Below are 26,239 nucleotides of genomic sequence, written 5' to 3'. Positions count from 1 at the left end.
GCAACGCGCGGCAAGCACCCGAGGCGTCGCTTGCGTGCGACAGCCCGCAGTGCCTGTCCGTGAACGGCGTGATGTTGGCGGATGAAACCGGAGTGCTCAGACGAAGATTCAGGGACTGCCAGTCAAGATTGAACCGGCGGCGGATTTCGCCTGGAGAGTCAGGAAAAAATACCGAAGACAGGTCGGAGACGCGAGGCGCACGCGCCACCGCAAAGGGGGAAATACCATGGGCTTGTTCGGCACACCACGAACACAACAAACATCGAACCGGACGATCGAGCTCGACTTCGTGCGGGGCATTGCGATCATCGCCGTAATGGGTTTTCACTTTCACTCGGTCAAGACAGGTTATTCGTTTGTCAGCTGGATCGAATATCCCTTGAAAAGCTTTGGCCGCGAGGGCGTCAACCTGTTCTTTACGCTGAGCGGTTTTCTCGTGGGCGGGCTGCTGCTGAAGCAATATTCGGAAGCAGGACGTATCGATGCACGGCGCTTCATCATTCGACGCATCTTCAAGATCTGGCCCGCGTATTACGTGCTGATCCTGTTCCATGTGTTCGCCGGCCGCCATCCCACCGACACCTTCCTGTTCCAGAACCTGACGCACTTGCAGAACTACCTGGGCTCGTCGATCAATCAGACCTGGAGCCTGGCGGTTGAGGAACATTTCTATCTGTTCCTGCCCGCACTGCTGCTGCTTTTCGTGCGCTTCAAGGTGGGGGCGAATGCGATCATCGCGACCTTGCTCGGGCTGTGCGGCATCGTGCTGCTCGCGCGTTGCGCAGTGGTGTCGAACGGCGATCTGGATGCCGCGTTCTTCCAGACACAGTATCGCATCGACAGCCTGCTGTTCGGCGTGATCCTCGCCGCGTTCTACTGGATGAAACCTGAGGTCTACAAGAAATTCGCCAGTCAGAAATGGCTGCTGCTAAGCATGGTGGCCGGCCTGATTGCGTGGCTTGTGCTGGCTACGCCGCACATCGCGCTGGATGAAAGTATTGGCTACACGATCCAGGCTATCGGCTTTACGGCCGCGATCGTGCTCGCGGTCGAATACTCGGGGGCTATCCGCGATTCGATCGCGTATCGTGCGGTAGCGTGGATCGGGGTGTATTCGTACGGCATCTATCTGTGGCATTCGCTGGCGCTCGCGCCCGCCGACATCATGATCCGCAAGATGGCTGCCATGCACGTTCCGTCGCTTGCTGCCTGGGCGCTCGTGCTGAGCGCGCAGCTTTGCATCGCGATCGTGATCGGCTACGTGACCACGCGTGCAATCGAATTCCCGTTCCTCAAGATTCGTGACGCATTGTTCCCAGCCAAGCGCAAAGGCGAAATGGAAGTGCCTGTGGTGAGCACGCACGTCTCCTGAGCGCGTCTGTTGAAACCGCGTTTGCCTAAGCGCGGTTTCTCCCCTTGATTGACCGAATTGTTCGGGCGCTTGCCCAAGCCGTGCCAACTTGTTGTCTGGGAACGACCATGGAAGCACTTCATTACTGTCGCGTCAAACACGATTACCGGTCACTGATCGACGACCCGAAGGTTTGCCGATGACGGCGGCTGCGCGCATCGCCGCGCTCGATGTGGGCCGCACGCTTGCCGTGATCGGTGTGATTGCGGTTCACCTTGCGCCGTGGATGGTGACAAGTCCGGTGTGGCTCGATACGCTTGCCAATCTTGGTCAGTACGGCGTGCAGTGTTTCTTCGTGATCAGCGCGATTACGATTTCCGCTTCGCTTGAGCATGATGTACAGCGGTTAAGCGGTACGCGCGAGGTCTTGCGCAATTTTTATGTGAAGCGTTTTGCGCGGATCGCGCCGCTTTATTACCTGGCGATCATCGGTTACACGGCCGTCGATTACGCGGTTCGCCTTGTGCATGGCCACATGCAGATGCCGCACGATTTCTCCGATGTCATCTGCAACCTCATCTTCATCCATGCGTGGGTTCCGTCGGCGATCGACAGTGTCGTGCCGGGCGGCTGGTCCATTGGCGTCGAGATGTTTTTCTACATGATCGCGCCGGCGCTGGTGTTCATTTGCCGGACGACGCGGGGCCTGATTGTCGTGTCGATACTGAGCGCGTTGTTCGCGGTGTCGTGCTGGCATTTTGGCGCTTGCGATGGCGGACCTGCATGCCGCGTAGTGAACAACGAGTATTTCTATTTCTGGCCGCCGATGCAGTTGCCGTGTTTTATCGTCGGGTTCTGGACGTGGCATTTGGCGAAGGATTATTTAATCGGCGACAGGGTGTTGCCATTGCGTGCGTGCCGATGGCTCGTGGCGGGTGGACTGGTCATGGTTGCCGCGCTATTCCTGGCCGGTACCGGGCGCGGGATGGCTCACGGTGTTGCGCCGACGTTCGCGGCGGCGGCGACTGCCGCGCTGATGCTGCCGTTGACGCGCATAGCTACGCGCACGTTGCAGGCGCCCGCGCTGGTGATGCTGGGGCGCTATAGCTTCGGCATTTATGTCTGGCACTTCATCGCGATTCTCGGCGTGCGGGCCGTGGTCAGGATCGATGCCGTCGATGATTTTGCCGAGTATCACGGCGTCCTGGTTTTTGCCGTGTCGATGGTGGTGGCGACCGTCGTGGCTTATGCAGGTGCGCGGTTTACCGCACGGCGCATTGAAGAGCCGTGTTCACGTTGGGCACGGGAATGGTTAGCGAGGGACGCTCTCAGAGCACCGAACGGGCGCGGCGCCGCCGCTGATGGGACTGAAGGAATTTGAGGCGGGTTTGCAGAACCGCTAAAGCGCCAGCCAAGCCAGATCGCGCTCGAACCTTCAAATAATCGCCTGCCGCAGCGTCTGCTTGAAGTGGCTCAAGGTATTGCGTTCCAGCAAATGGTCCCCGGCCGGCGCTGCGGGCCGTTGCTCGAACACTTTATCGAAAGCGCGATTAATCGACGTAACCGATAAATCATCGACCACGGGTCCCAGCTCACCGGTCCGGCAAAACCATCCGATCAGCCCATCGGCCGTGGCAACCACGGGCTTGCCGAACCGGTACGCCTGCACCAGTACGCCGCTCATGCCGTAGTGCCCTTTATAACCAAGCCAGACGACATCGCAGGCGGAAAACAGATCCAGCTCCTCCTCGGCGGTAATGAACCGGTCTATGAACACCGCCGGCGGGGATAACTTGCCTGCTGAAGAAAAGAACGCGCGGGTCTCATCGTCCTGAGCTCCCGCGACAACAAGCGTCGGCCGGTCAGAACCAGTCCGCTGCGCAAGCGCTGCGACCAGTTCCTGAATGCCCTTGCGCTCGGTGATCGCGCCATAGACAAGCACATGCTTGCCGGCGCCAAGCCCAAGGCGCTGACGGGCCGCCAGTGGCTCCGTGGCCGTCGCGTCAGGGAATGGATCCGCGAGATACTGAACTGCCGCGCTACGGGCTGCCTGATGGCCCGCGCACCATTCGGTCAGCGTGGGATCGATCGTGAGCAAGGTCTTCAAACCCGGCGTACGAATAGCACGCTGAAACAACTGCGCCTTGATTGCATTCACAAGCGGCTCGCGCGGCGCTTTCACGCCTACCTTGGCGTGATGAAAATTGGCACGCATGGTGATGCCCACCCACGGTGTTGCGCCAAACGGCGAACCCGTGAACGGCAGCGAGTAAAAGAAATAATCGACGTAGGGCACCACCACGAGCGCCACCTTGCGGTTGCGGCTGGCGACATCGAATGCGTGCTTGAAATCGCGGAAAAACCGCACGTAACTGAGTTTTGCGGCACCACGCCGGTCATGCTCGAGCGGCGCCACAAACTGGATCTGCAATTCCGGCCGTTTCTCCCCGGCTATGCGCTTTGCCAGCGCATGACCCGCGTTGGCGGGGTCGGTCACTATTACGCACCGATACCCCGCTTCCCCATAAGCTGCAGCGGCCCACTCGGCGTAACGCCAGCGATGCCCGGTGAAGTTCGGTTCGACAATCAGCACGGTGTCGAGCGTGTCATTGGCCATAGTCATTATTTTTTTGAAAGCGTACAAAAGGGCATGGTGCCGCGCGGCAAAACGCAAAAACCCCCAAACGCGCCGCACCGCAGCAAACATCAGTCGATATCGCCACACTAGCATTGCCGGACGCTGCGTAACCGCCAAAGTCAGGGTATGGCCCTGGCGAAAAAAGACAGTGAGGCAGCACACACGAGGGCCGATATCGACTACGAGATGGCGCACGGCGCAGGGCGCGCCACGTTACCTTTGCGGAAACCTTGGGCACACATCGCTAATGAAAAGTCACGTCTCGCGGGCAACCCGTTTGCCACGCTCCAACTACAAAAAATCGACCCGACGCGAGGAATGTCTGTGAGAGCAGTTCGCTTACCATTTTCAACCGCGAGCGTGCGTTTCGATCAGGACGCGGCCATCTGGGTCCTGTTGCAACAGATCGTGGTACGAGGTTTCGTCGCGGTCAAGTTCCTGGCCATCGGACGGATCCTCGGACCCGCGGCAATCGGCAGCGTAAGCGTGGCGTTGCTCGCTGTGGCCATAGCAGAGGCGCTGAGCGACACCGGCCTCGCGCAAGCCGTCGTGCAAGGCCGCGAAACGCCGAACCGCTCGCAACTTGGCGCCGTGTGGACGACGCTTGCTTCACGCGGTGTGTTGATCGCGGTCCTGATTGTCTGCGCGGCGCCGCTGATGAACCAGCAGTTTCATCTGGGCGGCTCGCTGCTGCTGTTGCAACTCGCGGCGCTGCTGCCGCTGATTCGCGGCGTGGCGTCGCCCGCCTATTACATCGTTACGCGCGAACGCGGGTTCATGCGCATCGCGGGCGTGGAGATGTCGTCGGCATTCCTCGATTGCGCGATCGGCCTGGCGTTTGCTCTTGGCGGCGCGGGTGCTTATTCGGTTCTGCTTGGCATGGTGGCGGGAGAATCGCTCAAGACGGCCCTGACCTGGACCACCATGTCGCCGCGTCCGCCGCTGCGGTTGTCGTGGAAGGGTATCGGCCATTACGTGAATTTCAGCCGCTGGATCTGGGCAGGCAGCGTGGTGAACCTGCTGCTGAATCAATTCGACAAGGTGATCGTGGCCAAGCTGCTCGGGCCGGCGCAATTGGGCGCGTACCAGATGTCCTCGAAGCTCGCACAAATGCTGCTGGCCGATGCCGCTATCGCCATGTCGCAGTACTTGTTTCCGACCTTCTCCGCGCATCATCGCAAGGATGCGGATTTCGCCGCGCGGCTGTTCCGCCGCTATCTTGCCCTGATCGCGGGTGGCCTCGTGGTGCTGGTGATCTTCCTGCGCTTTGCCGCCGAACCGCTCTTCCAGCTCGTGCTGGGAACGGCGTGGCTGCCCGCTGTGCCGCTGTTCCGCATCTTCGTGGTGAACATGGCCATCGGCGCGATCATCGCGGTGCTGGTGTCGTATCTGCGCGCAGTCGGCCTGCCGAAAGTCGCGACGCATGCGTCCATCATCCAGGCCGTGGTGCTGCTCGTCACCGTGCCGGTCGCAACGCATTTGTGGGGCGTCACCGGCATTGCCTGGGCGATGACCGTCGGCCTTGGCGCCGCCGCCGGCTGGATGCTGTTTCGCATCGTCAGGGAGGCGTGATGCGCATCCTTCATCTCGTTCTTGCACCGCGCCTCTCGGGGGCGGAAGTCCTGGCTAAGGACCTGGCGATTCATCAGCAAAAGAGTGGCGAGATCGTCGGGATGGCGTCGCTGCGGCCGCAACACGACGACTTCGTCATGCTGCGCCGTGAACTCGATGCCAACGGTGTGGAATGCATGTTCCCCAGCGGGTCACACGGCACGCTCGGCAAGCTGTGGCATTTGTACCAGGCGGTTCATCACTATCGCCCCGACGTGGTGTTTGCCCACGCGACCATTCCTGCTTTCTACGTGCGCGCACTGCCGATCGCGGCGCCCGTGGTGTACGTCATGCATTCCGCTACCAACGACTTCGAGCGCGGTTTGTTCCGGCGTATCGAACGGGTGTTGTCGCGGCGCGCGCGCGCGGTGATCGGGGTGTCGCCAGCGAATATCTCCGACTATGTGGCCGCCGTCGGCCAGCATCCGTCGATGCAGCTCATTCCGAATGGCGTGGACATGGCGCGCTTTTCGCCGGGCCTGAACGCCGATCCCGCCGATGACCACGCGCAGATCGTGCAGATCGGGCGTTATACGTCGGTGAAGAACCAGTTGCAGACGGTGCATGCGTTCAACGAAGTGGTCCAGCAGGTGCCGCTTGCGCGCTTGCTGCTGGTCGGCGTGATTGAAGATCCCGCATATTTCACAGCGGTGAAGGATCTTGTGGCGAAGCTCGGGCTCGAGCAGCGGGTCACGGTGGAAGGGCCGCGCTCCGACGTCTCCGACATTCTCTTCAAGGCGAGCGTGTTCGCCATGCCCTCGCGCTCTGAAGGCCATAGCATCGCGTTCCTGGAAGCGCTGGCATCGGGCGTGCCGATCGTCGCCAGCGATATCCGGCCGTTCAGCTTCGCGGCGGATTTCCCGGCCGTGCATCTGCTCGATCCCGAGGACACCTCGACCTATGCACGCGCGCTCGTGATGGCGTTGGGGGAACGGCGTGCGCAGCGGCCGTTAGGTGGCTTGACGCTCGCCGATACCGCCGAACGCTATCTCGCGGTCGCGCGTCAGGTGACGGGCAGCATGGCGGGTGCGGCGGCTTGAGCATAGGGCTGTTAAGGTTGATGCGGAACAAAAAACGCCGGCTGTTCATAGGAACAGCCGGCGTTCTTGTTTTATCGACGCTTGTTCGACGCAATGCGGCGGCGCCGAAGCATCAGTGGTTCAATGAAACAACTTCGTCGCCTGGACCAGCGTGTTGATCACGCCCCATGCAAGCGGCACGATCACATAAATCCAGAACACGCCGAGCAGAAGTTTGTTGGTCGGCGCGGCGTTCAGGTCGTGGTTCAGATTGGTATCGGCGTTCATCGCGTTCTCCGGGCTAGAGTAGGTTCAGTGGATTCATTCTGCCGCGAGTGCGGACGCGCTCATGTGATGTTTCTCGTTCACGCGCCGCACCAGCAGGTTGCAGATGAAGCCGATCACCAAGAGTCCAGCCATGATGTGCAGCGTCGTGGTGTAGGCGTCCGCCTTGACCACGCCATGCGCCACTTCGTACGCGCGAATGTAGTTCACCAGCACGGGACCCGCGATGCCCGCCGCGGCCCACGCCGTCAACAGGCGGCCATGAATGCCCCCCACGTACTTCGTGCCGAACATATCGGCGAGATAGGCCGGGACGGTTGCGAAGCCACCGCCGTACATGGACAGGATCACGCAATACGAGAGCACGAAGAGCGCAACGTTGCCGCTCTGCGCGAACTGCGGCACCAGCAGATACAGCACCGCCCCAAGCGCGAAGAACACGAAGTAGGTGTTCTTGCGTCCGATCCAGTCCGACGCCGATGCCCACACGAAACGTCCGCCCATGTTGAAGAGCGAAAGCAGGCCGACGAAACCGGCCGCGGCCGCAGCCGTAATCGATGCCTTGAAGCTTTCCTGGATCATCACCGACGCTTGTCCCAGCACGCCGATACCCGCCGTCACGTTGAGGAACAGAACGAGCCAGATCAGATAGAACTGCGGTGTCTTCAGCGCCTGGTCGATATGCACGTGATTGCGCGTGATCATCTTGTTGCCGTTGCTTACCGGCGGCGTCCAGCCAGCCGGCGTCCAGTTTGCACGCGGGACGCGGATGGCGAGCGCACCGATCGACATCGAGATGAAATAGATGATGCCGAGCACCACGAAGGTCTCGGTCACGCCGTTGCTGGTCGCGCTCTTGAAGTGGTTCATCAGCGCCACGGAGGCGGGCGCTGCGATCATCGCGCCGCCGCCGAAGCCCATGATCGCCATGCCCGTCGCCATGCCGCGCCGGTCAGGAAACCAGCGGATCAGCGTAGACACCGGCGAGACATAACCGAGCCCGAGCCCGATCCCGCCAATCACGCCGTAGCCGAGATAGACCAGCACGATCTGATGCAGATGCACGCCGAGCGCGGCCACGAGAAAACCGCCGCCGAAGCAGCATGCCGCGGTGAACATGGTGCGGCGCGGGCCGACTTTCTCGAGCCATTTGCCGGCGAACGCTGCTGACAAACCGAGAAACACGATGGCAAGCGAAAAGATCCAGCCGAGTGTGGTGAGCGACCAGTCGTCCGGCGCCGATTCCGTGATCCCGATCACGCGCGTGAGAGGCGCATTGAAGACAGAAAACGCGTAAGCCTGACCAATGCACAAATGCACGGCGAGTGCGGCGGGCGGCACCATCCAGCGTGAAAATCCGGGTTTTGCGACGGTTGCTTCTTTAGAAAAAAATCCGGGCGAACCGGGTATTGTGCTGCCGGTCTGAGAGCTCATTCTGAATCTCCAATCTGGTTTATTTGCGCTGTTTATCGTTTGCTTTTTATAGGCGTACTTCAGCGGCATGTCGGCAGCGCTGCCGACATGCCGCCCAATCGCCCTAGGGCTGTTTGCACGATGAAGGGATGAGAATGCAGGTGATATATGACGTTCAATTTCATAATACTCATGCGCCAGTGCATCCGTACCACCATAGTTAAGCGATCGTCTAGTTGCAATAGGATATCTTCAGACATAAGTATTTGTACCGACAGGGCAACCCTGGTCTTGGCCGGTTTTACTGAGTCCGGATAAGTAAAAAACAGGACTTTCCAATAGACAGCAGGCAGACAGCAGGCAAATATGCGTAATAACGGCTCGGCGCGCGCTTTCTGAAGGGATAAACGAGACTTATCGATGCCGGAAGATTAATTGGCGTTTTCCCAGCAGCAATTTGCATCTGCTGCAGTGCGTATATCCAAGTCTTTGCGACGCGGGTTTCGTGCCCTACCCTGTACGAACGCCGACCGCCTTCCCGGTCAATTCCCTCGCTGTTTTGTACGATCGATCCGGGTCAAAAGAAAACATCAAGGCGTCGCATGAAGGGCGCAGGATTCGCATGGCGGAGGTAGGGCAGCGCCTTCGCTAAACCCCGCGCGTTGCGCTCACGCTGAAGATGATGGACGGTGGACGTAGCGTGTTATCTCACCTTAAGGAGCACGTTCAATGGACACGATCAAGACGAAGGACGGCACGGAGATTTTCTACAAGGACTGGGGTACGGGCAAGACGGTGGTGTTTTCGCATGGATGGCCGTTGAACGCGGACGCGTGGGACGCGCAGATGTTGTTTCTGGTTCAGAAGGGCTACCGGGTCATCGCGCATGACCGGCGGGGACATGGGCGCTCGGGCCAGCCGGGGCGGGGCAACGACATGGACACCTACGCCGACGACCTGGCCGCTGTGCTCGACGCACTGGACGTAAAGGACGCCATGCTGGTGGGCCATTCCACGGGCGGCGGCGAGGTGACGCGTTATATCGGGCGTCATGGGACGGGGCGGGTATCGAAGGCCGTGTTGATCGGGGCCGTGCCACCGTTGATGCTGAAGACGGAAGCTAACCCGGGCGGCTTGCCCAAGGATGTATTCGACGGCATCCGCGCAGGCGTGGCGGCAGATCGCTCGCAGTTCTACAAGGATCTGGCAATGCCGTTCTTTGGCTACAACCGCGACAACGCCAAGAAATCGCAGGGCGTGATCGATTCGTTCTGGGCGCAGGGAATGTTAGGCGGCATCGTGGGGCAGTACGCGTGTATCAGGGAGTTTTCGGAAGTCGATTACACCGAGGACCTGAAGAAGTTCGACGTACCGACCTTGATCCTGCATGGCGATGACGATCAGATCGTGCCGATAGACGCAGCGGGAAGACAGTCGGCGAAGCTGGTCAAGAACGCCACGCTGAAGGTGTATCCGGGCGGCGCGCACGGCATGTGCGTGGTCGAGGCAGAGAAGGTGAACGCGGATTTGCTGGCGTTCGTTTCCAGCTAAATCGAGCTAAATCGAGCTAAAAGGAGGGGACGCGCCGGCGAGAGAAACCGCCGGCGCGGCAACGCTACTTCTTCACCGGATGAGCGCGACGGAACACCATCCATCGCGGTGATTTAAACCTGACGATGCTGACGTAGAGCCAGACGTAGGTGATCGCAAACACCACGACGAAGCAGAACAGATGCAGCGTATGCCGCCAGAACAGCGTGGCGGGAATCACGGCAACGAGGCAGAGCAACCAGAGATAGGGCGAGGTAAGCGAATTGCGCCGTGTGATTTCGCGTGCATTCTGGGCCCCGACTGCCCAGCGCATGAGCCGTTTATAGACCAGCATATGCAGATGCACACCGTCCGGAATTCCCGGCGAAATCCCGCGAATAAACTTCTTCCGATAGATGGAAAAACACGTCTCGAAGATCGGATACATGAACAGCAAGACCGGGAACCACGCTGAGACGTCGCGATTACGCATCACGAGCATGATGGACAGTTCCGCCAGCATGAAGCCGATGAAATAAGCGCCGCCATCGCCGAGAAAAATCAGCCCGGCCGGAAAGTTCCAGATGAAGAAGCCCATCACCGCGCCCATCATGATCAGCGAGGCGGACAACACCACCGGATCGTGGACCTGGAACGCAACGTACGCCAGCGACGCGAACATCATGAACGCGACCATGGACGCGAGTCCGTTGAAGCCATCGATGATATTGATTGCGTTAGCTAAAGCCGCCACCGCGACCACGGTCACGAGACAGGAAATAAGACTGTAGGTCAGCAAGAAGTCCAGCGGCGGAACGCTGATGCGCGTGACCGCGATCCCCAGCACAAAATAGGCAAGCGCGGCCGCGGCCATCGTACAAACCAGGCGCACGACCGGCGTCACCCGCTTGGTGAGATCCTCGACGAGTCCGGAAAAAAACGCCGGCATCCCGCAAGCAACAATGGCCAGGATGCCGCTCGATACAAGCGGATAGGTCCATCGAAGCTGCACGGCCGAGACGGTGAGCCCGACCAGAATTCCGACCCCGCCGATGCGGGGCACGGACCGCGCATGAAACTTCTGTACGCCGGCAAAATCGCTATCGCCGGAAAGGCCTTCGTGCAAATGGGCAAACCGCACGATCAACAGCGTGATGAACAGCGAAACGAGAAAACCGAGCGCAAAACTAAGCATGAAAAAATAACCACTAAAAAGAACGTGTCGGGCAAGGCCCGAACAAAAACGTCAGGCAAAACCCCTCGGATTCTGCGACTGCCAGCGCCAATGATCGGCGCACATACGCTCGATGCCATGCTCCGCCTGCCAGCCGAGCAGCTTCGCGGCGGCGGCCGGATCGGCGAAACACTCGGCGATATCGCCCGGACGGCGAGCCACGAGTTCATACGGCACGGGCTTACCCGACGCCGCTTCGAACGCCTTCACGACGTCGAGCACGCTATAACCCTGGCCCGTGCCCAGGTTCACGACAAAGCTGCTGTCGAGCGATTCCAGCGCATCGAGCGCCTTGATGTGACCGCGCGCCAGATCGACCACATGAATGTAATCGCGCACGCCCGTGCCGTCGTGGGTCGCGTAGTCGCTGCCAAAAATACGCAGGCGCTCAAGCTTCCCCACCGCCACTTGCGCTACATACGGCATCAGGTTGTTCGGCACGCCCGCCGGATCTTCGCCGATCAAGCCGCTTTCATGCGCGCCGACCGGATTGAAGTACCGCAACGTAGCGATGCGCCACGCCGCATCGGAGATTTCCAGATCGCGCAAAACCTGCTCGGCGATAAGCTTCGACTGCCCGTAGGGATTCGTCGCCGACAGCGGAAACGATTCGTCGATAGGCACGCTCTTCGGCACGCCATATACCGTTGCCGACGAGCTGAACACGATCTTCTTCACGTCGCGCGCGCGCATGATGTCGAGCAGCACCAGCAGGCTATCCATGTTGTTACGGTAATACTCGATCGGTTTCGCCACCGATTCTCCTACCGACTTCAACGCGGCGAAATGGATCGCGCCGGTGATCGGGTGTTCGTCGAAGATTCGGGCGAGGGCGGTTTCATCGCGGGCATCGGCTTCGTAGAACGCCAGCGTTTTGCCGGTAATCTGTTCCACGCGTTTCAGCGCCTGAGCGTTGCTGTTCACGAGGTTATCGACCACGACGACGCCGTAACCAACGTTAAGCAATTCGACGCAGGTATGCGAGCCGATAAAACCGGCGCCGCCCGTGACAAGGATCGTGCCCTTCGCGCTTGTGTGACCAGTCATGAATAACGCTCCCGGAGGGTGATTTAGAGTGAAACGCCGGTAACCGCGCGTATTGTGCCTTTATAACGCTCGACGACCACGCTTTCGTCGAATTCGCGCGCGACCTTGGCGCGGCCCGCCACGCCCATTTCAGCACGCGCTGTATAGCTCGATAGCAGCAAGCGCTCGAGTTGCTGCGCGAGGCTGTCGGCGCTTTTTACCTCGCACAGCAAGCCCGTCACGCCGTTTTCGACGACTTCGCGACAGCCGGGGACGTCGGTGGCGACGATCGGGCGTCCCATCGCCGACGCTTCCATCAAGGTTCGCGGCACGCCTTCGCGATACGACGGCAGCACCACGCAATCCGCATTGCCGATAAACGCGCGGACGTCGTGCGCCTCGCCGAGATAATCGATGACACCTTCCCGCTGCCACGCCTGCACTTCGTCCAGCGTGATGGCGCTGGGGTTGTCGACGCCGACGGGTCCGAGCAACTGGAAACGCGCGTACGGATATTTTTGGCGCAGCCGGCGTGCTGCATCGACGTATTCCGCGACGCCTTTATCCCACAGCAGACGGCCAATTAAAATGAAAAAAAAGCCTTCCGTCTGCGGGTTGGCGCGCGGTAGCGGCCTGAAAGCATACTCGCCGAGATCGACACCTTCGCCGTGCAACAGTTGCGCGCGATCGGGATGAACCAGTAAATTCTGGTCGATGAACGCCCGCCGGTCGTCCTGGTTCAGGAACCACACTTCGCGCGGAAACCGGAACGCAAAGCGGTAAAGCCGCTTTGCGACGCTCGCTGTCCGGCTCTTCTGGATGAACACATAACCGAGCCCGGTGGTGACCGCTATGGACGGTATGCGCGCGAATTTTGCAGCGATCGAACCGTAGATATTGGGTTTGATCGTGTAGTGAAACACGATATGCGGCCGGGTCGACCGGTACTCGCGATACAGCGCGGCTAGCGTCCTGAGGTCATCGCGGGGATTCGTCCCCTTCGACGCCACGGGCAACTCCACGCATCGGCAGCCCATTTCCTCGAGCGGCGCGAAGGTACGGTCGCGAGGCGCAATCACCGAGACTTCAGCGCCGCGTTCGATCAGCATCCGCAGCAAGCCGCGCCGGTAGGTGTAGATCGCCCACGCGGTGTTGCAGACAAGGGCAATACGGAGGCGGGATTTCTCTGCGTTCATTCGATCGGTTTTAAAGAGGGCGTTGAATCAGGGGGTTTGTTTCAAGGGCTTAAGCCAGTCAGGCGTGAAACAAGCGCGTTTTCAACGCACGCACAGCGCCGGAAGGCAGCATCAGGTGCGCGATGTTTTTCGCCACGCCGAGCCAGTCGGGCAGGTTCGTCAAGCGCATGTATTTCAGTTGCAGCCGCAGTGTAGACAGCGTCTGTGTCCGGCGTTTCGTCGCGCTGATGCCGTGCTCATTGAGTTCGTAATACACACCGAATTCCGGCAGATTCGCGCAATCGTGACGCTGCATCAGGCGCAAGAACAGATCGAGATCTTCGGCCGCGCGATATTGCGCCCGATAGTTGCCGGCCTCGATCACGGCGGTGACGCGCAGCATCATCGAAGGATGGGAGAAGCACGAGCGCAACAGCATGACGCGGCGAATGGCGGCCGGCTCGGTCGGCGGGCGAAGGTCGAACAGCGGCGCACCCTCCATGCTCACCACGTGCGTCCACATGCCGAGCGCCGCGGTTTGCGGATGTGTCTCCATATACTCGCGCTGCTTTTCCAGCCGGTACGGGGTCGCGAGATCGCCCGCATCAATGCGCGCCGCGTACTTGACACCGCGTTCCGCCAGCGCGGCCACGCCTGTCTGCAGCGCCAGCTCTATGCCGCCATTGCGCGGCATCCGCAGGACTTCGATCACCAGATTCGCGACCGTTGGCGCGACGATGGGCGGCAGGCTGCCATCGTCGACGATCAGCACGCGCACCGGCGCGCGCTCGCAGAAGGACGCGAGCGTGCGGTCCAGGTCGTGCTGGGCGTTGAACACCGGGATCAGCACGGCGACGTCGTCGAGCGTGAGCAGTTGAGCGGGCGTCGTAGGCGTCATACCTGCAGCTTGAAGCGGATGTAATAAAAATTGACCGACGCCGCCGCGAGATACCCTGCCGCCAGCCCGGTCAGTGCGCCGTAGCTGCCCATGCGCGGAATCGCGATCAGGTTGACGACAAAGGCCACCGCGAGCGCCAGCAGCCACTTCGCGAGCAACACGAATTTCGCCTGGTATTTAAGCACGACGAGGTTCCCGATCGCTTCGATACCCGCCGGCACCGAGAGCCACACGGCCCAGCGGAAAATGCTGATGGAATCCGTATAAGCCGGCCCGAACACGCGCGAGATGATGAACCCGGCCAGCAGGTCGAGCACGATCGCGCCGCCGATCATCAGCACTGCCGTCATCGCGATCAACCGGCCGACGTTGCGCTTGAGTTGCACGGCATCGTGCACGCGATACACGAACGCCGGCGCGATGGTCTGCGCGAGCATCAGCGCGAGCGTGATCCAGTTTTCGTTGAGTTGCTGCGCAGCGGAATAACGGCCGAGATCGGCGAACGAGATGTGGCGCTCGAGCATGAGCCGGTCCAGCTTCAGGAACAGGTACATACAAATGAGGCCGAGCCAGAACACCGTTCCCGCGCTGGCGAAATGACGGAACAACGAGCGGTCGACGTGCCAGCCGAGCTTGCCGCCGTGTCGATGGATGTAATACAGCATCAACACCCCGCCGATAACCGCCGCTTCCAGCGCCCACAGCCAGCCGAAGCGCGCCGGGCTTGCTGCCGCGCGCACGAGCACGTACACGAGCGCGGCCTTGGCGACCGCCGTGAGCATGCTGGTGAGCAGTTGCGGCTTGCTGTACGTCATGCTTTGCAGCCACGCGTTGATCACGCCGACAAACGGCTCGCGGAACAGCATGGTCACGGTGAGACCGGCGAGCATGGCGCCGACCAGGGGATCGGTGAAACCCGCTGCAATGCCGATCCACGTCACAATCCACGTTACAAGCAGCGCGGCTGCGGACACGCCCATGCGCAACACGAATGCGCTGCCGAGCACCGTGCCGAGCTGGCCTGCCGGGCGATTCACGATGGTCGGCACGAGGATCTCGGCGCCGCACACCCAGGTGATGGGCGAGAGCACGAGCAGCAGCGTGTTGGCGTATTGCCATTTGCCGAAGACGTCGGGGCCGAAGTAGCGCGCGAGCAGTCCGCTGATGGCGATGGCGACCGCGATCTGGGTAAGACGTTCGAGACCGAGCCAGACGATGTTCGCCAGCGCCTTGGTGATGTCGGGGTTCGTGATCCGTTTCAGCATCCGTGGGCGGTGCCTGAGGTTGTCGTGGCGGTCGTGGTTCGTGTGGCCATAGGCATGGCGCTTGCGGTAAAACACTCGCCCGGACTTGCCGCGTTCCTGTCGGGAGCCGTCAAACAACGTGCGGTTTCCCGCCATTCGATGTGACGTTTGTACTTCGCGGTGAAAAAGCGTCCGGGCATTGGATTAGAATATTTGCGCAGGTCCGCGCGGAAAGACTGCGATTATAGGTGCGAAAAGTGCACGCAACCGCGTGGTTGATGCTCGCGGAGAGATCGCTGGGAATTCGCAACCCGGATCGAGGCTGTGCTATATGACGCGCAATACGAATTTCTTTCGTTATTTTTTCACGCGTCGTCCGGTATCGTTTCTAGCCGTTCGCGCGTTGGCCGAATTGCATGAGTTTGACCACGCGTTTGACCACGCGTTTGGCCGCGCGGTTGGCCACGTATCGGCCCGCGTCGGGCGACGGCGGGTTTTTATCGCCAGCAACAGGTCTGCATCGAGGGGTCTTCATGACCCGGGACGCTTCGGGATGCCCCGGAACCATTTAAATTATTAGTCAGGTAGCCATTCCATGAGCCAGTCACCGCAAGTACCAGTTACCCAGTCCATTTTCAAGGCCTACGACATTCGCGGCATTGTGGGCAAGACCGTCGATGCCGGCGTCGCGCGCAACATTGGCCGCGCGTTTGGCAGCGAGATCAGGAAGCAGGGCGGCGACTCGGTCGTCGTGGCGCGCGACGGCCGTTTGTCCGGGCCGGAACTCGTTGGCGCGCTTGCTGACGGCTTGCGCGAAGCCGGCGTGGACGTTGTCGATATCGGCATGGTGCCGACGCCTGTGGGTTATTTCGCGGCCAGCGTGCCGCTCGCGCTGCCTGCGGGCGAGCGTCGCGTGGATTCGTGCATTGTGGTGACGGGGAGCCACAATCCGCCGGACTACAACGGTTTCAAGATGGTTCTGCGTGGCGCTGCGATCTACGGCGACCAGATTCAGGCGCTGTATCAGCGCATCGTGAACGACGACTTCACAAGCGGTGCGGGCACGTACACCGAGTACGACATCCAAGAGGTCTACCTTGAGCGCATTGTCAGCGACATCAAGCCTGCGCGCCCGATAAAGATCGTGGTCGATGCCGGCAACGGTGTGGCCGGCGATCTCGCGCCGCGTTTGTTCAAGGCGCTGGGGTGCGAACTGGTCGAGTTGTTCACGGATATCGACGGTACGTTCCCGAATCACCATCCTGATCCGGCGCACCCGGAAAACCTGCAGGACGTGATTAAGGCGTTGAAGGAAACGGACGCGGAAATCGGTTTTGCCTTCGATGGCGACGGTGATCGTCTGGGCGTGGTCACGAAAGACGGGCAGATCATTTATCCGGATCGTCAATTGATGTTGTTTGCGCAGGAAGTGTTATCGCGCAACAAGGGCGGGCAGATTATTTATGACGTGAAATGCACGCGAAATCTGGCGAAGTGGGTTCGCGACCAGGGCGGTGAGCCGGTGATGTGGAAGACGGGGCACTCGTTGGTCAAGGCGAAATTGCGGGAAACGGGTGCGCCGTTGGCGGGCGAGATGAGTGGGCACGTGTTTTTCAAGGATCGCTGGTATGGCTTCGACGACGGCCTTTATACCGGCGCGCGGATGCTGGAAATCCTCTCGCGGGTGGCTGATCCGAGCAAGTTGCTCAATGATTTGCCGAACTCGCTGTCGACGCCCGAGTTGCAGCTGAAGCTGAATGAAGGTGAGAATTTCGAGTTGATCGCGAAGATGCAGAAGAACGCGAAGTTTACGGGCGCGGATGATGTGCTGACTATCGATGGATTGCGGGTGGAGTATCCGGATGGGTTCGGGCTTGCGCGCTCATCGAATACGACGCCGGTCGTTGTTATGCGGTTTGAGGCTGACAGCGAGGACGCGCTGAAACGTATTCAGGAAGATTTTCGTCGGGTGATTTTGGCGGAGAAGGCCGACGCTCAACTTCCGTTCTGATTTTTCTGCTTGCGCCAGGGGGTGTTTGCTCGCGCCGGTGGACGGTTTTTGGGGTCTGCCGGGGCGGGTGGTCTTGGTTCTGTGCCGGGTTGGTCGGTTCTGGGGTTTGCGGTGAGGGGGCAATGCCGGGTTGCTGCTGCTCAGGCTTGCGGTCGGTTTAAGTTGGCTGATTTCTTTATCACTATTAGCCACGGTGCGTGGCGGCACACGTCATTTCTTGGTCCAAAGCCGAAAGCGACAAAGAAACGAAGCAAAGAAAGCGCTTTCCAACCACGGGCGAGTTAGTGTCCCTAGCGTGCAGTTTTATTGTCTCTGGCATTTAAATAGCACGGCGCTCGCAAGAACCACGGATGCTTGAACCCCTGCTTCTCGCGAATCCTGACACGAGCACGCTTCGCCCCCAACGCTCTCGGGCAAGCACCGCGCCCCACGGACCATGACGGCCTCACGTGTGCTGGTTGCCTCATTTCCGGGCGGGTTGGCTACGTGATCCGCGTGCTTCTTTTCTGAGGTGGTTGTACGCGGATAGCGCGGGATGTCCCTTGGACAGGTTCAACTGGTTCAATCACTGGTGGCGAAGCCTGTGGGTATAAAGGCCGAAAGCAGCAACCCGGCATTGACCCCGACCACTACGCTGCGAGCACAGCCCAAAACCGCGAGCGCGAGCGAAAACCACCCCCAAACCCGAGCGCCAGCGGTAAACTCCGGCCATCTCAAATTGTCCACGCGCCGTCCAATCCGACGGCGCCCACCGTGTCCAGCGTGCAAAAGATCTTGATTGTCCGGGTGTCGTCGCTAGGCGACGTCGTCCATAACATGCCGGCCATCGCCGATATCCACCGCCTTCACCCCGATGCCCAGATCGACTGGCTGGTCGAAGAGAGCTTCACGGATCTCGTCGAACTCGTCGACGGCGTGCGCCGCGCAATACCGTTCTCGCTCCGGCGCTGGCGCAAACGCCTCTTTTCCTTCGATAACTGGCGCGAAATTCAACGCTTCCGACGCGCACTCGCAGCCGAAAAATACGACCTCGTCATCGATTGCCAAGGGCTCATCAAAACCGCATGGGTCGCGAGCTGGGCGCGCGGCACGCTCGTCGGGCTGGGCAATCGTACCGACGGCGCCGGTTACGAATGGCCCGTGCGCTTTTTCTACAATAAACGCGTGCCCATCGAGCCGCGCACCCACGTCGTCGAGCGCACCCGGCAACTGGTGGCGGCCGCGCTCGGCGATCCGCACCCGGAAGTGACGGACACAATCAAATTCGGCATCGATACCCGCCGCGCCGCGCTGGCCTTATCGCAGGCGGATTTGAACCTGCCAGTGCCCTACGTGGTGTTTGTCCACGCCACGTCGCGCGCCGATAAACAATGGCCCGATACCGCGTGGATCGAACTCGGCCAGACGCTGATCCGGCGCGGAGTATCGATCGTGCTGCCGTGGGGCAGCGACGCCGAACGCGAAACCAGCGACAAGCTGGCGAAAGAGTTCGGTGCGGCAGCAGTCGTGCCGCCCAAGCTCTCGCTGCCGGCAGTGGTCGGCCTGATCGACGGCGCAGCAGCGACAGTGGGCGTGGACACGGGACTCGTGCACATCGCGGCGGCGCTGAAGCGGCCGACCGTCGAGTTGTACAATTTCTCGACCGCCTGGCGCACCGGCGGTTACTGGTCGCCGCACGTGGTGAATCTCGGCAGTGCCAGTCAGCATCCGACGCTGCAGCAAGTCAAGGCGACGCTCGCGGGCTTTGGACTGCTTTGAGCGACGAACACGAGCGGCAGAGGGTGACGCAGGGGCAGCCGAATGCATAAGGAACCGCCTCGATTGACCGATGCGCGTTCACGCAACCCGGCGGTTTGAGGCCCGGTTGAGGCTCGATTTGAGGTCCATCAACGGCCCGCCTTTCACGCAGCGGATTTTGCAGTCGGTTTGAGCGAAAATGCAGCGCGCCCGGTCGGCGCAACGATGCTCGAGGCGTGAATCGAAGTGAATCGAGTCATAGCTGACCGAAGCCGAAGCTAACTGGGCCCGCTCATCCAAACAATCGAAGGCACATGACCGAATCTCAAATTATCGAAGTCGCCTCCGCCGACTGGCAGGGCCAGCAACTCTCCGTGCCCCGCGAGGCGTTGCTGGCCGGCGTCGAGCGCGGCAAGGTCCTGTATTTCCCGCATCTGGCGTTTGCCATCGAAGGCGGTGAACGCGCGCTGCTCGACCCGAAGGTCGCCGATCCCGAGCGCAAGAACATCAGTCTCGCGCCCAACGGTGGCGCGCTCGTCGGTGTGCTCGGCGACGCTGTCATGCAATCCGCCGTGCGGGCGTTGATCGCGCGATATCAGGCCAACGCGCGCTCGCTGGTCGACGGGCTCTTCCCCGAATATCGCGGCAAGTTGCGGGTGGCGCCGACGAGCCTCCGGCTGCATCGCGTGGAAACGCGCGAGACGTCATGGCGCAAGGACGACAGCCGTCTTCACGTCGATGCATTCCCGTCGCGGCCGAATTATGGCGAGCGCATCCTGCGCGTGTTCACCAACGTCAATCCCGATGGCGCGCCGCGTGTGTGGCGCGTCGGCGAGCCGTTCGAGGACATGGCAAAGCGTTTTCTGCCCGCCATCAAAGCGCAGGTTCCCGGTTCGGCATGGCTCATGAACCTGTTGCACATCACCAAGACACCCCGCAGCGAATACGACCACCTGATGCTTCATCTGCATGACGCCATGAAGGCGGATCTTGGCTATCAATCGAAGTCGCCGCAACAGGAAATGCCGTTCCCGCCCGGTTGCGTGTGGGTGTGTTTCTCCGATCAAACCTCGCACGCCGTCATGTCCGGCCAGTACATGCTGGAGCAAACCTTCTTCCTTCCCGTCAATGCCATGGCCCAGCCCGACTGCGCGCCGCTCGGAATCCTGCAGCGTTTGAAAGGCAGGGCGCTGGTTTGAGCGCCGCCTGGTTTTTTGGGCGTTCCCGCGTGCCGGGTTCCGTGGGCTCGGACTCGCATTTCTGCGTGTACCGAGAACAATCGTTGCCGTCGGTCGACTGTCGCGAGGACGGCCGATGCTGAGGCTCGTGTATCGCGCGTTATGGTGGCTCGTCGCGCCGCTCGCCGTGCTGCGCCTCTTGATCCGCTCGCGGCGGGAAAGAGGGTATCGCGAACATATCGGCGAGCGGTTTGGCTTTGGTCCCGCGCGTCGTGCCGACGACCTCGCGCCGCTGATCTGGGTCCACGCGGTGTCTGTTGGCGAGACACGCGCGGCGCAGCCGCTGATCGAAGCGTTGCAGCAGGCGCATCCCGATGCCCGCATTCTGCTCACGCACATGACGCCGAGCGGACGCGCGACCGGCGTGCAGCTCTACGGCGAGCGTGTTTCACGCAGCTATCTTCCCTACGATTCGCCCTCGCTGGTGCGGCGGTTCTTGCGGGCGTGGCGGCCGTCGCTGGGCATCGTGATGGAGACGGAGGTGTGGCCGACGCTCATCGACGAATGCAAGCGGGCCGACATCCCGCTCGTGCTGACCAATGCGCGGATGTCGGCGCGCTCATTCAAGCGCGCGGCGAAATTCGGCAATGCGACGCGCGAGGTGTTCGGCGGATTTACGCGCGTGCTGGCGCAGACCCAGTCCGATGCAGACCGCCTGAGCGCGCTGGGTGCGCGCAATATCGCGGTGCTCGGCAACCTGAAGTTCGACATGACCGCGCCGCCCGAGCTTTATGCGCGCGGCCACGCGTGGCGCGCGGCGATCGGGGAGCGCCCGGTGTGGGTGGCCGCGAGCACGCGCGAGGGTGAGGAAGCGCTTGTGCTGCAGGCGTTCACGACCTTGCGGACCCGCGTACCCGATGCGTTGCTGATTCTCGTGCCGCGCCATCCGCAGCGGTTCGACGAAGTGGCGGTGTTGATTGATTCAGCGGCGTTGTCCTATGTGCGGCGTTCGGCCTGGGCGGGACGCGTGGCGGCGGCGGGATCGGGAATCGATGCGGCGCCGGTTTTGCCTTCGGACGTCAACGTGCTGCTCGGCGATTCGATGGGCGAAATGAGCGCGTATTACGCGGCGTCGGATCTGGCGTTTATTGGCGGGAGTTTGCTGCCGCTGGGCGGGCAGAACCTGATCGAGGCATGCGCTGCGGGCGTGCCGGTGCTGATCGGACCGCACACGTTCAATTTCACGCAAGCGACGAATGACGCGATCGCGGAAGGCGCTGCGCTGCGGGTAAGCGATCCAGCGGCGCTGGCGCGCGACCTGCGCGAGCTTTTCACCGATAAACCCCGCCGGCTGGCCATGAGCGCGGCCGCGTCAGCGTTTGCGGCGAAGCACCGCGGGGCGACGGCGAGGACAGTGGCGATGCTGGGGGCGTTGTTGTTGGACAAAGAACACGAAGTTTAACCGCTTGCTTCCCGGGGCTACTTCGAGACATCCAAGGCAACTCCCTTTAAGGAAAAAAATTATGGGTGATGGAGGGACGTTTGGGCATATTCCGGGGATAGCGGTCGGCGATAAGTTTGAAAGCTACGTCGCAATGCACGCGATTGGATTGCACAATCGAGTCCAAGGCGGAATATCGGGCGTGGCTAAGCAGGGCGCTGAGTCAATTGTTATCTCCGGTGGTTAAGAAGACGATCAAGATTTTGGCGACGAAATCATTTATACAGGGCAAGGTGGTCGCAACGCGGCTGGCAAGCATATAAAAGACCAGCAATTAAAGCGCGGAAACCAGGTCTTGGTGGTGAGCGAGATCGAAGGGCTTCCGCTAAGAGTTATTCGCGGTGCTGATCGCAAAAGCGAATTTGCGCCTGAAAGTGGATATCGCTACGACGGTTTATTTCAAGTTGAAAGCCATTGGTGCGAGACCGGCAAGTCGGGTTTCAAGATATGGCGTTTCCGATTGCTCAAAATCGACGATGGCGAGAGCACTAGCGCTCAGAACGCCAAGCCGATTATCGCGATACCTACAGGCAACAACACAACGCCCGGTCGAGTCAGCAGCACGATGCAACGAATCGTTCGGGACACGGTTTTAGCGAGGCGCCTTAAATTCTTTTACCGGCATAAATGCCAGGCGTGTGGCACCCGACTCGAAAGTGCAGGCGGACCTTATATCGAAGCAGCACATATTCGCCCGCTGGGCAGGCCACATAACGGCCCAGATGTTTGGGAAAACATCCTGTGTCTTTGTCCGAATCATCATGTGATGTTCGACTTGGGTGCTTTCTCGATTGCGGACGATTTTTCGTTGATAGGTATTGCTGGAAAGCTCACTGTAGCCAATGACCACACCATTGGTTTGGCGCATCTGGCATATCACCGCGAACACTTTTTAAATCTGCCCAACAAAACATCGCAATTGAAATAATCTTGTCGGTTGACTTGAGTCAACGATAAATCAGTCGTTGCGTTGGCGCGCGATGTCGCCAACGCCTAACCCCGCTTCTGCAAGATCCGCGTCACGCACGCGGCAAACCGTTCATTGCTCGCTTCCAGGCCATACTCCCGCGCTCGCGCCAGCGCCTCACGCGTAAATCCATCACGCAGGGCGTGATCCGACAACAGCCGCGACAGCGCCGCCGCCATGGCGTCCACATCGCCGACAGGAACCAGCAGCCCGAACCGGCCATCGTCCAGAATCTCTCGCGGCCCCGTTGGGCAATCGGTCGAAATCACCGGCTTGCCGAGCGCGAGCGCCTCGAGCAACACCATCGGCATGCCTTCGTAACGCGAACTGAGCACCAGCGCGCTCGCCCGCGCCACAACCGCGTGCGGATTGTTCCGATAGCCCGTGAAATGCACCCGGTCGCCAATCCCCAACTCCACCGCCAACGCTTCCAGTTCGCTGCGAAACCCGCCATCGCCGACTATCACCAGATCTTCCTGCAGCGCGCCACCAGCAAACGTTTGAGCAAGCTGCGCGTAAGCGCGCAGCAAGGTCCGGTGATCCTTCTGGATTTCATCGAGCCGCGCCACCGAAACGATGTACGGCCCCAGGCATGGCGGCTTTTCCACATACGCTGCGTTCTCGCGAATCCGGTCGATATCGATCGCATTCGGCAGCACAAACACGTTGCGCAGATTGCCGTTGAACAGCGCGCTCGCTTCATCCGCCATGTGGCGGTTCAGCGCCGCGATGCCGTCGTAGCGCTCGTATTGCGTCAGCAGGCGCTTCATTTTCCGGGGCCGGCCTCCGAGCCGTGCATCGAAGCTGAAGTGGTTCACGCCGAGCCACGCCATGCCGAATTGGCCGGCCAGACGGCGCAGCGACATGTCGAAGTCGACGATGATTTCGTGGCGTTGCGCGAGTTCAGCCACACGTGTCTTGACGTAGGGGCGCACGGCAAGCGTGTTGAAGATGTCGCGGCCGATCCGGCCGAGCTTGCTCAACTGATGTGCATAACGACGTGCCTGGAACACGTTGAGCCAGGGTTTGTCGGTGAGAATTTCGATGCCGACATCCGCCGGAATCTGCGCGCGGAAACGCTGCTCGAACGCCGGCGAAGAAAACATCACGGACAGCGTCACCGCAAAGCGCGCACGGTCGTAGATGCGCAGCCACTGCATCAGCGACGATTCAATGCCGCCGTCGTTGAAATCCGCGACGTGGAACAGCACGGCAATGCGCTTCGACGAGGATTGCGCCATGGGTGCCGGCGACGCCGCAGGCGACGATTTCAACCGGACGGCGTTGTCGCGAGTAAGGAGCATGTCAGGGCTGTCGATCAGAGGTCTCCGAAAAACGGGCCTATGGCCGTAAAAAAGTGCAAGGCGACATGCTATCGCACTCGATAGGGTGAGAACAGGTGCTTTCAGGCGCCCACACCTGCATTCAGACCGCGAGCAGGCCCTTCTTTTCAATGAAGCGAACCACGTGGTCAAGCCCTTCAAGCGCCTTCAGGTTGCACATAACAAATGGGCGTTCTCCGCGCATCTTGCGCGCATCGGAGGCCATGATGTCGAGATTTGCGCCTACATACGGCGCGAGATCAATCTTGTTGATGACCAGCAGATCCGACTTGGTGATGCCCGGGCCGCCCTTGCGGGGAATTTTTTCTCCGCCGGCGACATCGATCACGTAAATGGTCAGATCCGACAATTCAGGGCTGAAGGTGGCCGCGAGATTATCCCCGCCCGATTCGATGAACACGATGTCCGCGTCCGGGAAACGTTCGATCATCTGGTCGACGGCTTCAAGGTTGATCGACGCGTCTTCGCGGATCGCCGTGTGCGGGCAGCCGCCCGTTTCCACACCCATGATGCGCTCGGCCGGCAACGCGCCCGCGACCGTAAGCAGGCGCTGATCTTCTTTCGTGTAGATGTCGTTGGTGATCGCGACGAGATCGTATTTCTCGCGCATCGCCTTACAGAGCATTTCGAGCAGCGTGGTCTTGCCCGAGCCGACCGGGCCGCCCACCCCCACGCGCAAGGGCGGCAGTTTCTTGGAGCGGCGGGCAGCGGCGGAGTAGACGGGTGCGTTCATGGTTTTTTTAAGAGCGGAATAAGCGCGAGTACTGCGACTCGTGGCGCGCGGAGAGAATACCGAGTTGCGGCGCGAAGGTGGTGATCTCGTCGGGCGAGGTGGCGAGCGCGCGTTGCACGGCGGTGTCGATCGGTTCGCGCAACGCGACGATGATTCGTTGGCCTGCGATCTGGCCCAGGGGGACCGCTTTCAGCGCGGCCGCGGCCTGGTTTTCGACCCAGGCGAAGGCATAGGCGGCAAGGGCGGCATCGGGGGCGGCATTGTGCGCGTAGGCGGCGAAGGCGAATGCTGTCGGCTGCGAAATCGGTTTGATGGCGTTCAGCGTTGCGAGGCGCGCGGCATCGCCCCATTCGAGCTGTGTGCACAACTGCGCAAGCGACCAGCCCATTTGCTGTGTCTCGCGGCGCAATTCCGCCGACTCGCGGCTGGCGAGGAATTCTTCATCGGCAGTGGCGAGGACTTCGGCTTCGTGATTACGCCAGCGGGTCATCTGGTGCGCGAGGAATGGCAATTCGCCGCGCGCGAGCACGTTAGTCAAACCGCTGGCAATCCAGTCGCGAGCGGTGTCACCGTTGTGGATGAAACCATGTTCTATCGCCGACTCGAGACCCTGCGAATAACTGAACGCGCCGATAGGCAATGCCGGCGACGCCAGATGAAGCAGGGCAGTGAGCTCAGCGGTGCGCATGGCCGTGGTCGTGATCGTGGCCTTCGTGGCTGCACTGCGAGTGGTCGCCGTGATCGTGGCCTTCGCCGTGGTCATGCGCGCCGTGACTATGGCTATGACCGTGCGCGCCGTGCTCATGCGCATGCCCGTGATGTTCATCGAAGACCTTTTGCGCGAGCGCGTAGTCCTCTACAAACGTCTCGTCATGCCCATGCTTATGACCGCCGCCATACGCACCCGTCTCTGGTTGGAACGCAGCCGTCGCGTGCGCAACATGCGCGCCGAGACGCTTCAGCATGTCTTCCAGCACGGGATCGGCTTCCAGTTTCAACTGGCCCGCGCTCACTTCCACGGGCGTGTGTCGATTCCCCAGATGATAGGCGGCGCGCGTGAGCGTAATGGCATCGTGAGCATGCACGACCAGCACATCCTGTGCAGCCGCGATCACGCGCACGAGGTCGCCATCGTCGGCGACGAGCATATCGCCATCGCGCAGCACCGTGCCGCGCGGCAGCACCAGTGCCACTTCTTCACCGTTATCCAGCGTGGCAGCGAGGCGGCTTTTGCAGCGCTCATCGAAGGGCAGGGTGAGCGTCGGCGCGCGCTTGATCAGCGGCGCGGCCAGTTTCGCTTCGATACGTTTATCGATCGTGCGCATGAAAATCTCAGCAAAGGTAC

The 26,239-nt window shown here is 60.7% G+C and carries 22 protein-coding genes and 1 pseudogene; 11 read left to right on the top strand and 12 right to left on the bottom strand.

All coding sequences use genetic code 11. From position 1 onward, the window contains the following. Positions 1-226 precede the first annotated feature (226 nt). On the top strand, positions 227-1,372 hold the full coding sequence (locus EOS_RS01955; RefSeq protein WP_047844919.1) for an acyltransferase family protein: 1,146 nt from the start codon (positions 227-229) through the stop codon (positions 1,370-1,372). Positions 1,373-1,550: 178 nt separating this feature from the next. After that, entirely contained in the window at positions 1,551-2,732 is a 1,182-nt protein-coding gene (locus tag EOS_RS01950; protein WP_053063719.1) for an acyltransferase family protein, read from the top strand. A 54-nt stretch (positions 2,733-2,786) separates the two neighbouring features. On the opposite strand, the gene EOS_RS01945 is transcribed toward EOS_RS01950, so the two are convergent. Then, the gene (locus tag EOS_RS01945) at positions 2,787-3,974 is read right to left on the bottom strand and encodes a glycosyltransferase (RefSeq protein ID WP_407639094.1); all 1,188 of its coding nucleotides are present in this window, start codon (positions 3,972-3,974) and stop codon (positions 2,787-2,789) included. Positions 3,975-4,313: 339 nt separating this feature from the next. Between EOS_RS01945 and EOS_RS01940 the strand changes: the two genes are divergently transcribed. Continuing rightward, positions 4,314-5,561 (top strand): oligosaccharide flippase family protein, encoded by a 1,248-nt coding sequence (locus EOS_RS01940; protein WP_047844956.1) that lies wholly within the window; start codon positions 4,314-4,316, stop codon positions 5,559-5,561. Then, positions 5,561-6,640, top strand: a complete 1,080-nt coding sequence (locus tag EOS_RS01935; protein ID WP_047844918.1) for a glycosyltransferase family 4 protein — start codon at positions 5,561-5,563, stop codon at positions 6,638-6,640. Before EOS_RS01940 ends, EOS_RS01935 begins: the two co-directional genes overlap by 1 nt. A gap of 120 nt (positions 6,641-6,760) precedes the next feature. On the opposite strand, the gene EOS_RS01930 is transcribed toward EOS_RS01935, so the two are convergent. Beyond that, a complete protein-coding gene (locus EOS_RS01930) occupies positions 6,761-6,907 on the bottom strand; it encodes an MFS transporter small subunit (protein ID WP_047844917.1) in 147 nt (48 codons plus the stop codon). A gap of 33 nt (positions 6,908-6,940) precedes the next feature. Then, complete coding sequence (locus tag EOS_RS01925) at positions 6,941-8,338, bottom strand: L-lactate MFS transporter (protein WP_047844916.1); 1,398 nt, start codon at positions 8,336-8,338, stop codon at positions 6,941-6,943. 708 nt (positions 8,339-9,046) lie between these two features. On the opposite strand from EOS_RS01925, the gene EOS_RS01920 reads away from it, so the two are divergent. Next, the gene (locus tag EOS_RS01920; RefSeq protein ID WP_047844915.1) at positions 9,047-9,868 is read left to right on the top strand and encodes an alpha/beta fold hydrolase; all 822 of its coding nucleotides are present in this window, start codon (positions 9,047-9,049) and stop codon (positions 9,866-9,868) included. A gap of 64 nt (positions 9,869-9,932) precedes the next feature. On the opposite strand, the gene EOS_RS01915 is transcribed toward EOS_RS01920, so the two are convergent. Genes EOS_RS01915 through EOS_RS01895 form a run of 5 tightly spaced genes read right to left on the bottom strand, consistent with a single transcriptional unit; the run spans position 9,933 to position 15,445 of the window. Further along, on the bottom strand, positions 9,933-11,042 hold the full coding sequence (locus EOS_RS01915) for an MraY family glycosyltransferase (protein WP_047844914.1): 1,110 nt from the start codon (positions 11,040-11,042) through the stop codon (positions 9,933-9,935). Between the two features lie 51 nt (positions 11,043-11,093). Next, positions 11,094-12,128, bottom strand: a complete 1,035-nt coding sequence (gene galE / locus EOS_RS01910) for a UDP-glucose 4-epimerase GalE (RefSeq protein ID WP_047844913.1) — start codon at positions 12,126-12,128, stop codon at positions 11,094-11,096. A gap of 23 nt (positions 12,129-12,151) precedes the next feature. Then, complete coding sequence (locus EOS_RS01905; protein WP_047844912.1) at positions 12,152-13,303, bottom strand: glycosyltransferase family 4 protein; 1,152 nt, start codon at positions 13,301-13,303, stop codon at positions 12,152-12,154. A 58-nt stretch (positions 13,304-13,361) separates the two neighbouring features. After that, positions 13,362-14,180 carry a glycosyltransferase gene (locus EOS_RS01900; protein WP_047844911.1) on the bottom strand — a complete coding sequence of 273 codons (819 nt, stop codon included), beginning with the start codon at positions 14,178-14,180 and terminating at the stop codon, positions 13,362-13,364. Further along, positions 14,177-15,445 (bottom strand): oligosaccharide flippase family protein, encoded by a 1,269-nt coding sequence (locus EOS_RS01895; protein WP_047844955.1) that lies wholly within the window; start codon positions 15,443-15,445, stop codon positions 14,177-14,179. Before EOS_RS01895 ends, EOS_RS01900 begins: the two co-directional genes overlap by 4 nt. Positions 15,446-16,019: 574 nt before the next feature. On the opposite strand from EOS_RS01895, the gene EOS_RS01885 reads away from it, so the two are divergent. From EOS_RS01885 to EOS_RS47860, 6 genes and pseudogenes are all read left to right on the top strand, one after another. Beyond that, positions 16,020-17,435, top strand: coding sequence for a phosphomannomutase/phosphoglucomutase (locus EOS_RS01885; protein ID WP_047844909.1), 1,416 nt, complete (start codon positions 16,020-16,022; stop codon positions 17,433-17,435). 753 nt (positions 17,436-18,188) lie between these two features. Next, positions 18,189-19,193, top strand: coding sequence for a lipopolysaccharide heptosyltransferase I (gene waaC, locus EOS_RS01880; protein ID WP_326972891.1), 1,005 nt, complete (start codon positions 18,189-18,191; stop codon positions 19,191-19,193). Positions 19,194-19,486: 293 nt separating this feature from the next. Continuing rightward, positions 19,487-20,371, top strand: coding sequence for a Kdo hydroxylase family protein (locus EOS_RS01875; protein WP_047844908.1), 885 nt, complete (start codon positions 19,487-19,489; stop codon positions 20,369-20,371). Between the two features lie 115 nt (positions 20,372-20,486). Then, positions 20,487-21,812: a lipid IV(A) 3-deoxy-D-manno-octulosonic acid transferase gene (gene waaA / locus EOS_RS01870; RefSeq protein WP_047844907.1), complete on the top strand. Its 1,326-nt coding sequence runs from the start codon at positions 20,487-20,489 to the stop codon at positions 21,810-21,812. A gap of 61 nt (positions 21,813-21,873) precedes the next feature. Next, positions 21,874-22,317 (top strand): annotated as a pseudogene (locus tag EOS_RS47865) (YDG/SRA domain-containing protein); the annotation flags it as partial. A 99-nt stretch (positions 22,318-22,416) separates the two neighbouring features. Beyond that, positions 22,417-22,779 (top strand): HNH endonuclease, encoded by a 363-nt coding sequence (locus EOS_RS47860; RefSeq protein ID WP_235442676.1) that lies wholly within the window; start codon positions 22,417-22,419, stop codon positions 22,777-22,779. A gap of 65 nt (positions 22,780-22,844) precedes the next feature. Here EOS_RS47860 and EOS_RS01860 read toward each other — a convergent pair whose 3' ends face one another. From EOS_RS01860 to ureE, 4 genes are all read right to left on the bottom strand, one after another. Continuing rightward, positions 22,845-24,122 carry a glycosyltransferase gene (locus tag EOS_RS01860; RefSeq protein ID WP_326972890.1) on the bottom strand — a complete coding sequence of 426 codons (1,278 nt, stop codon included), beginning with the start codon at positions 24,120-24,122 and terminating at the stop codon, positions 22,845-22,847. A 121-nt stretch (positions 24,123-24,243) separates the two neighbouring features. Beyond that, positions 24,244-24,894, bottom strand: a complete 651-nt coding sequence (gene ureG / locus EOS_RS01855) for an urease accessory protein UreG (protein ID WP_047844906.1) — start codon at positions 24,892-24,894, stop codon at positions 24,244-24,246. Between the two features lie 7 nt (positions 24,895-24,901). Next, entirely contained in the window at positions 24,902-25,582 is a 681-nt protein-coding gene (locus EOS_RS01850) for an urease accessory protein UreF (RefSeq protein WP_047844905.1), read from the bottom strand. Further along, positions 25,569-26,219 (bottom strand): urease accessory protein UreE, encoded by a 651-nt coding sequence (gene ureE / locus EOS_RS01845; protein ID WP_047844904.1) that lies wholly within the window; start codon positions 26,217-26,219, stop codon positions 25,569-25,571. Before ureE ends, EOS_RS01850 begins: the two co-directional genes overlap by 14 nt. Between the last annotated feature and the right edge of the window lie 20 nt (positions 26,220-26,239).

The sequence above is a fragment of the Caballeronia mineralivorans PML1(12) genome (genome assembly GCF_001028175.1).
GTDB classification, from domain to species: Bacteria; Pseudomonadota; Gammaproteobacteria; order Burkholderiales; family Burkholderiaceae; genus Caballeronia; species Caballeronia mineralivorans.
The sequence above is the reverse complement of the archived record's forward strand: the minus strand, read 5'-3'. Positions and strand labels throughout refer to the sequence as shown.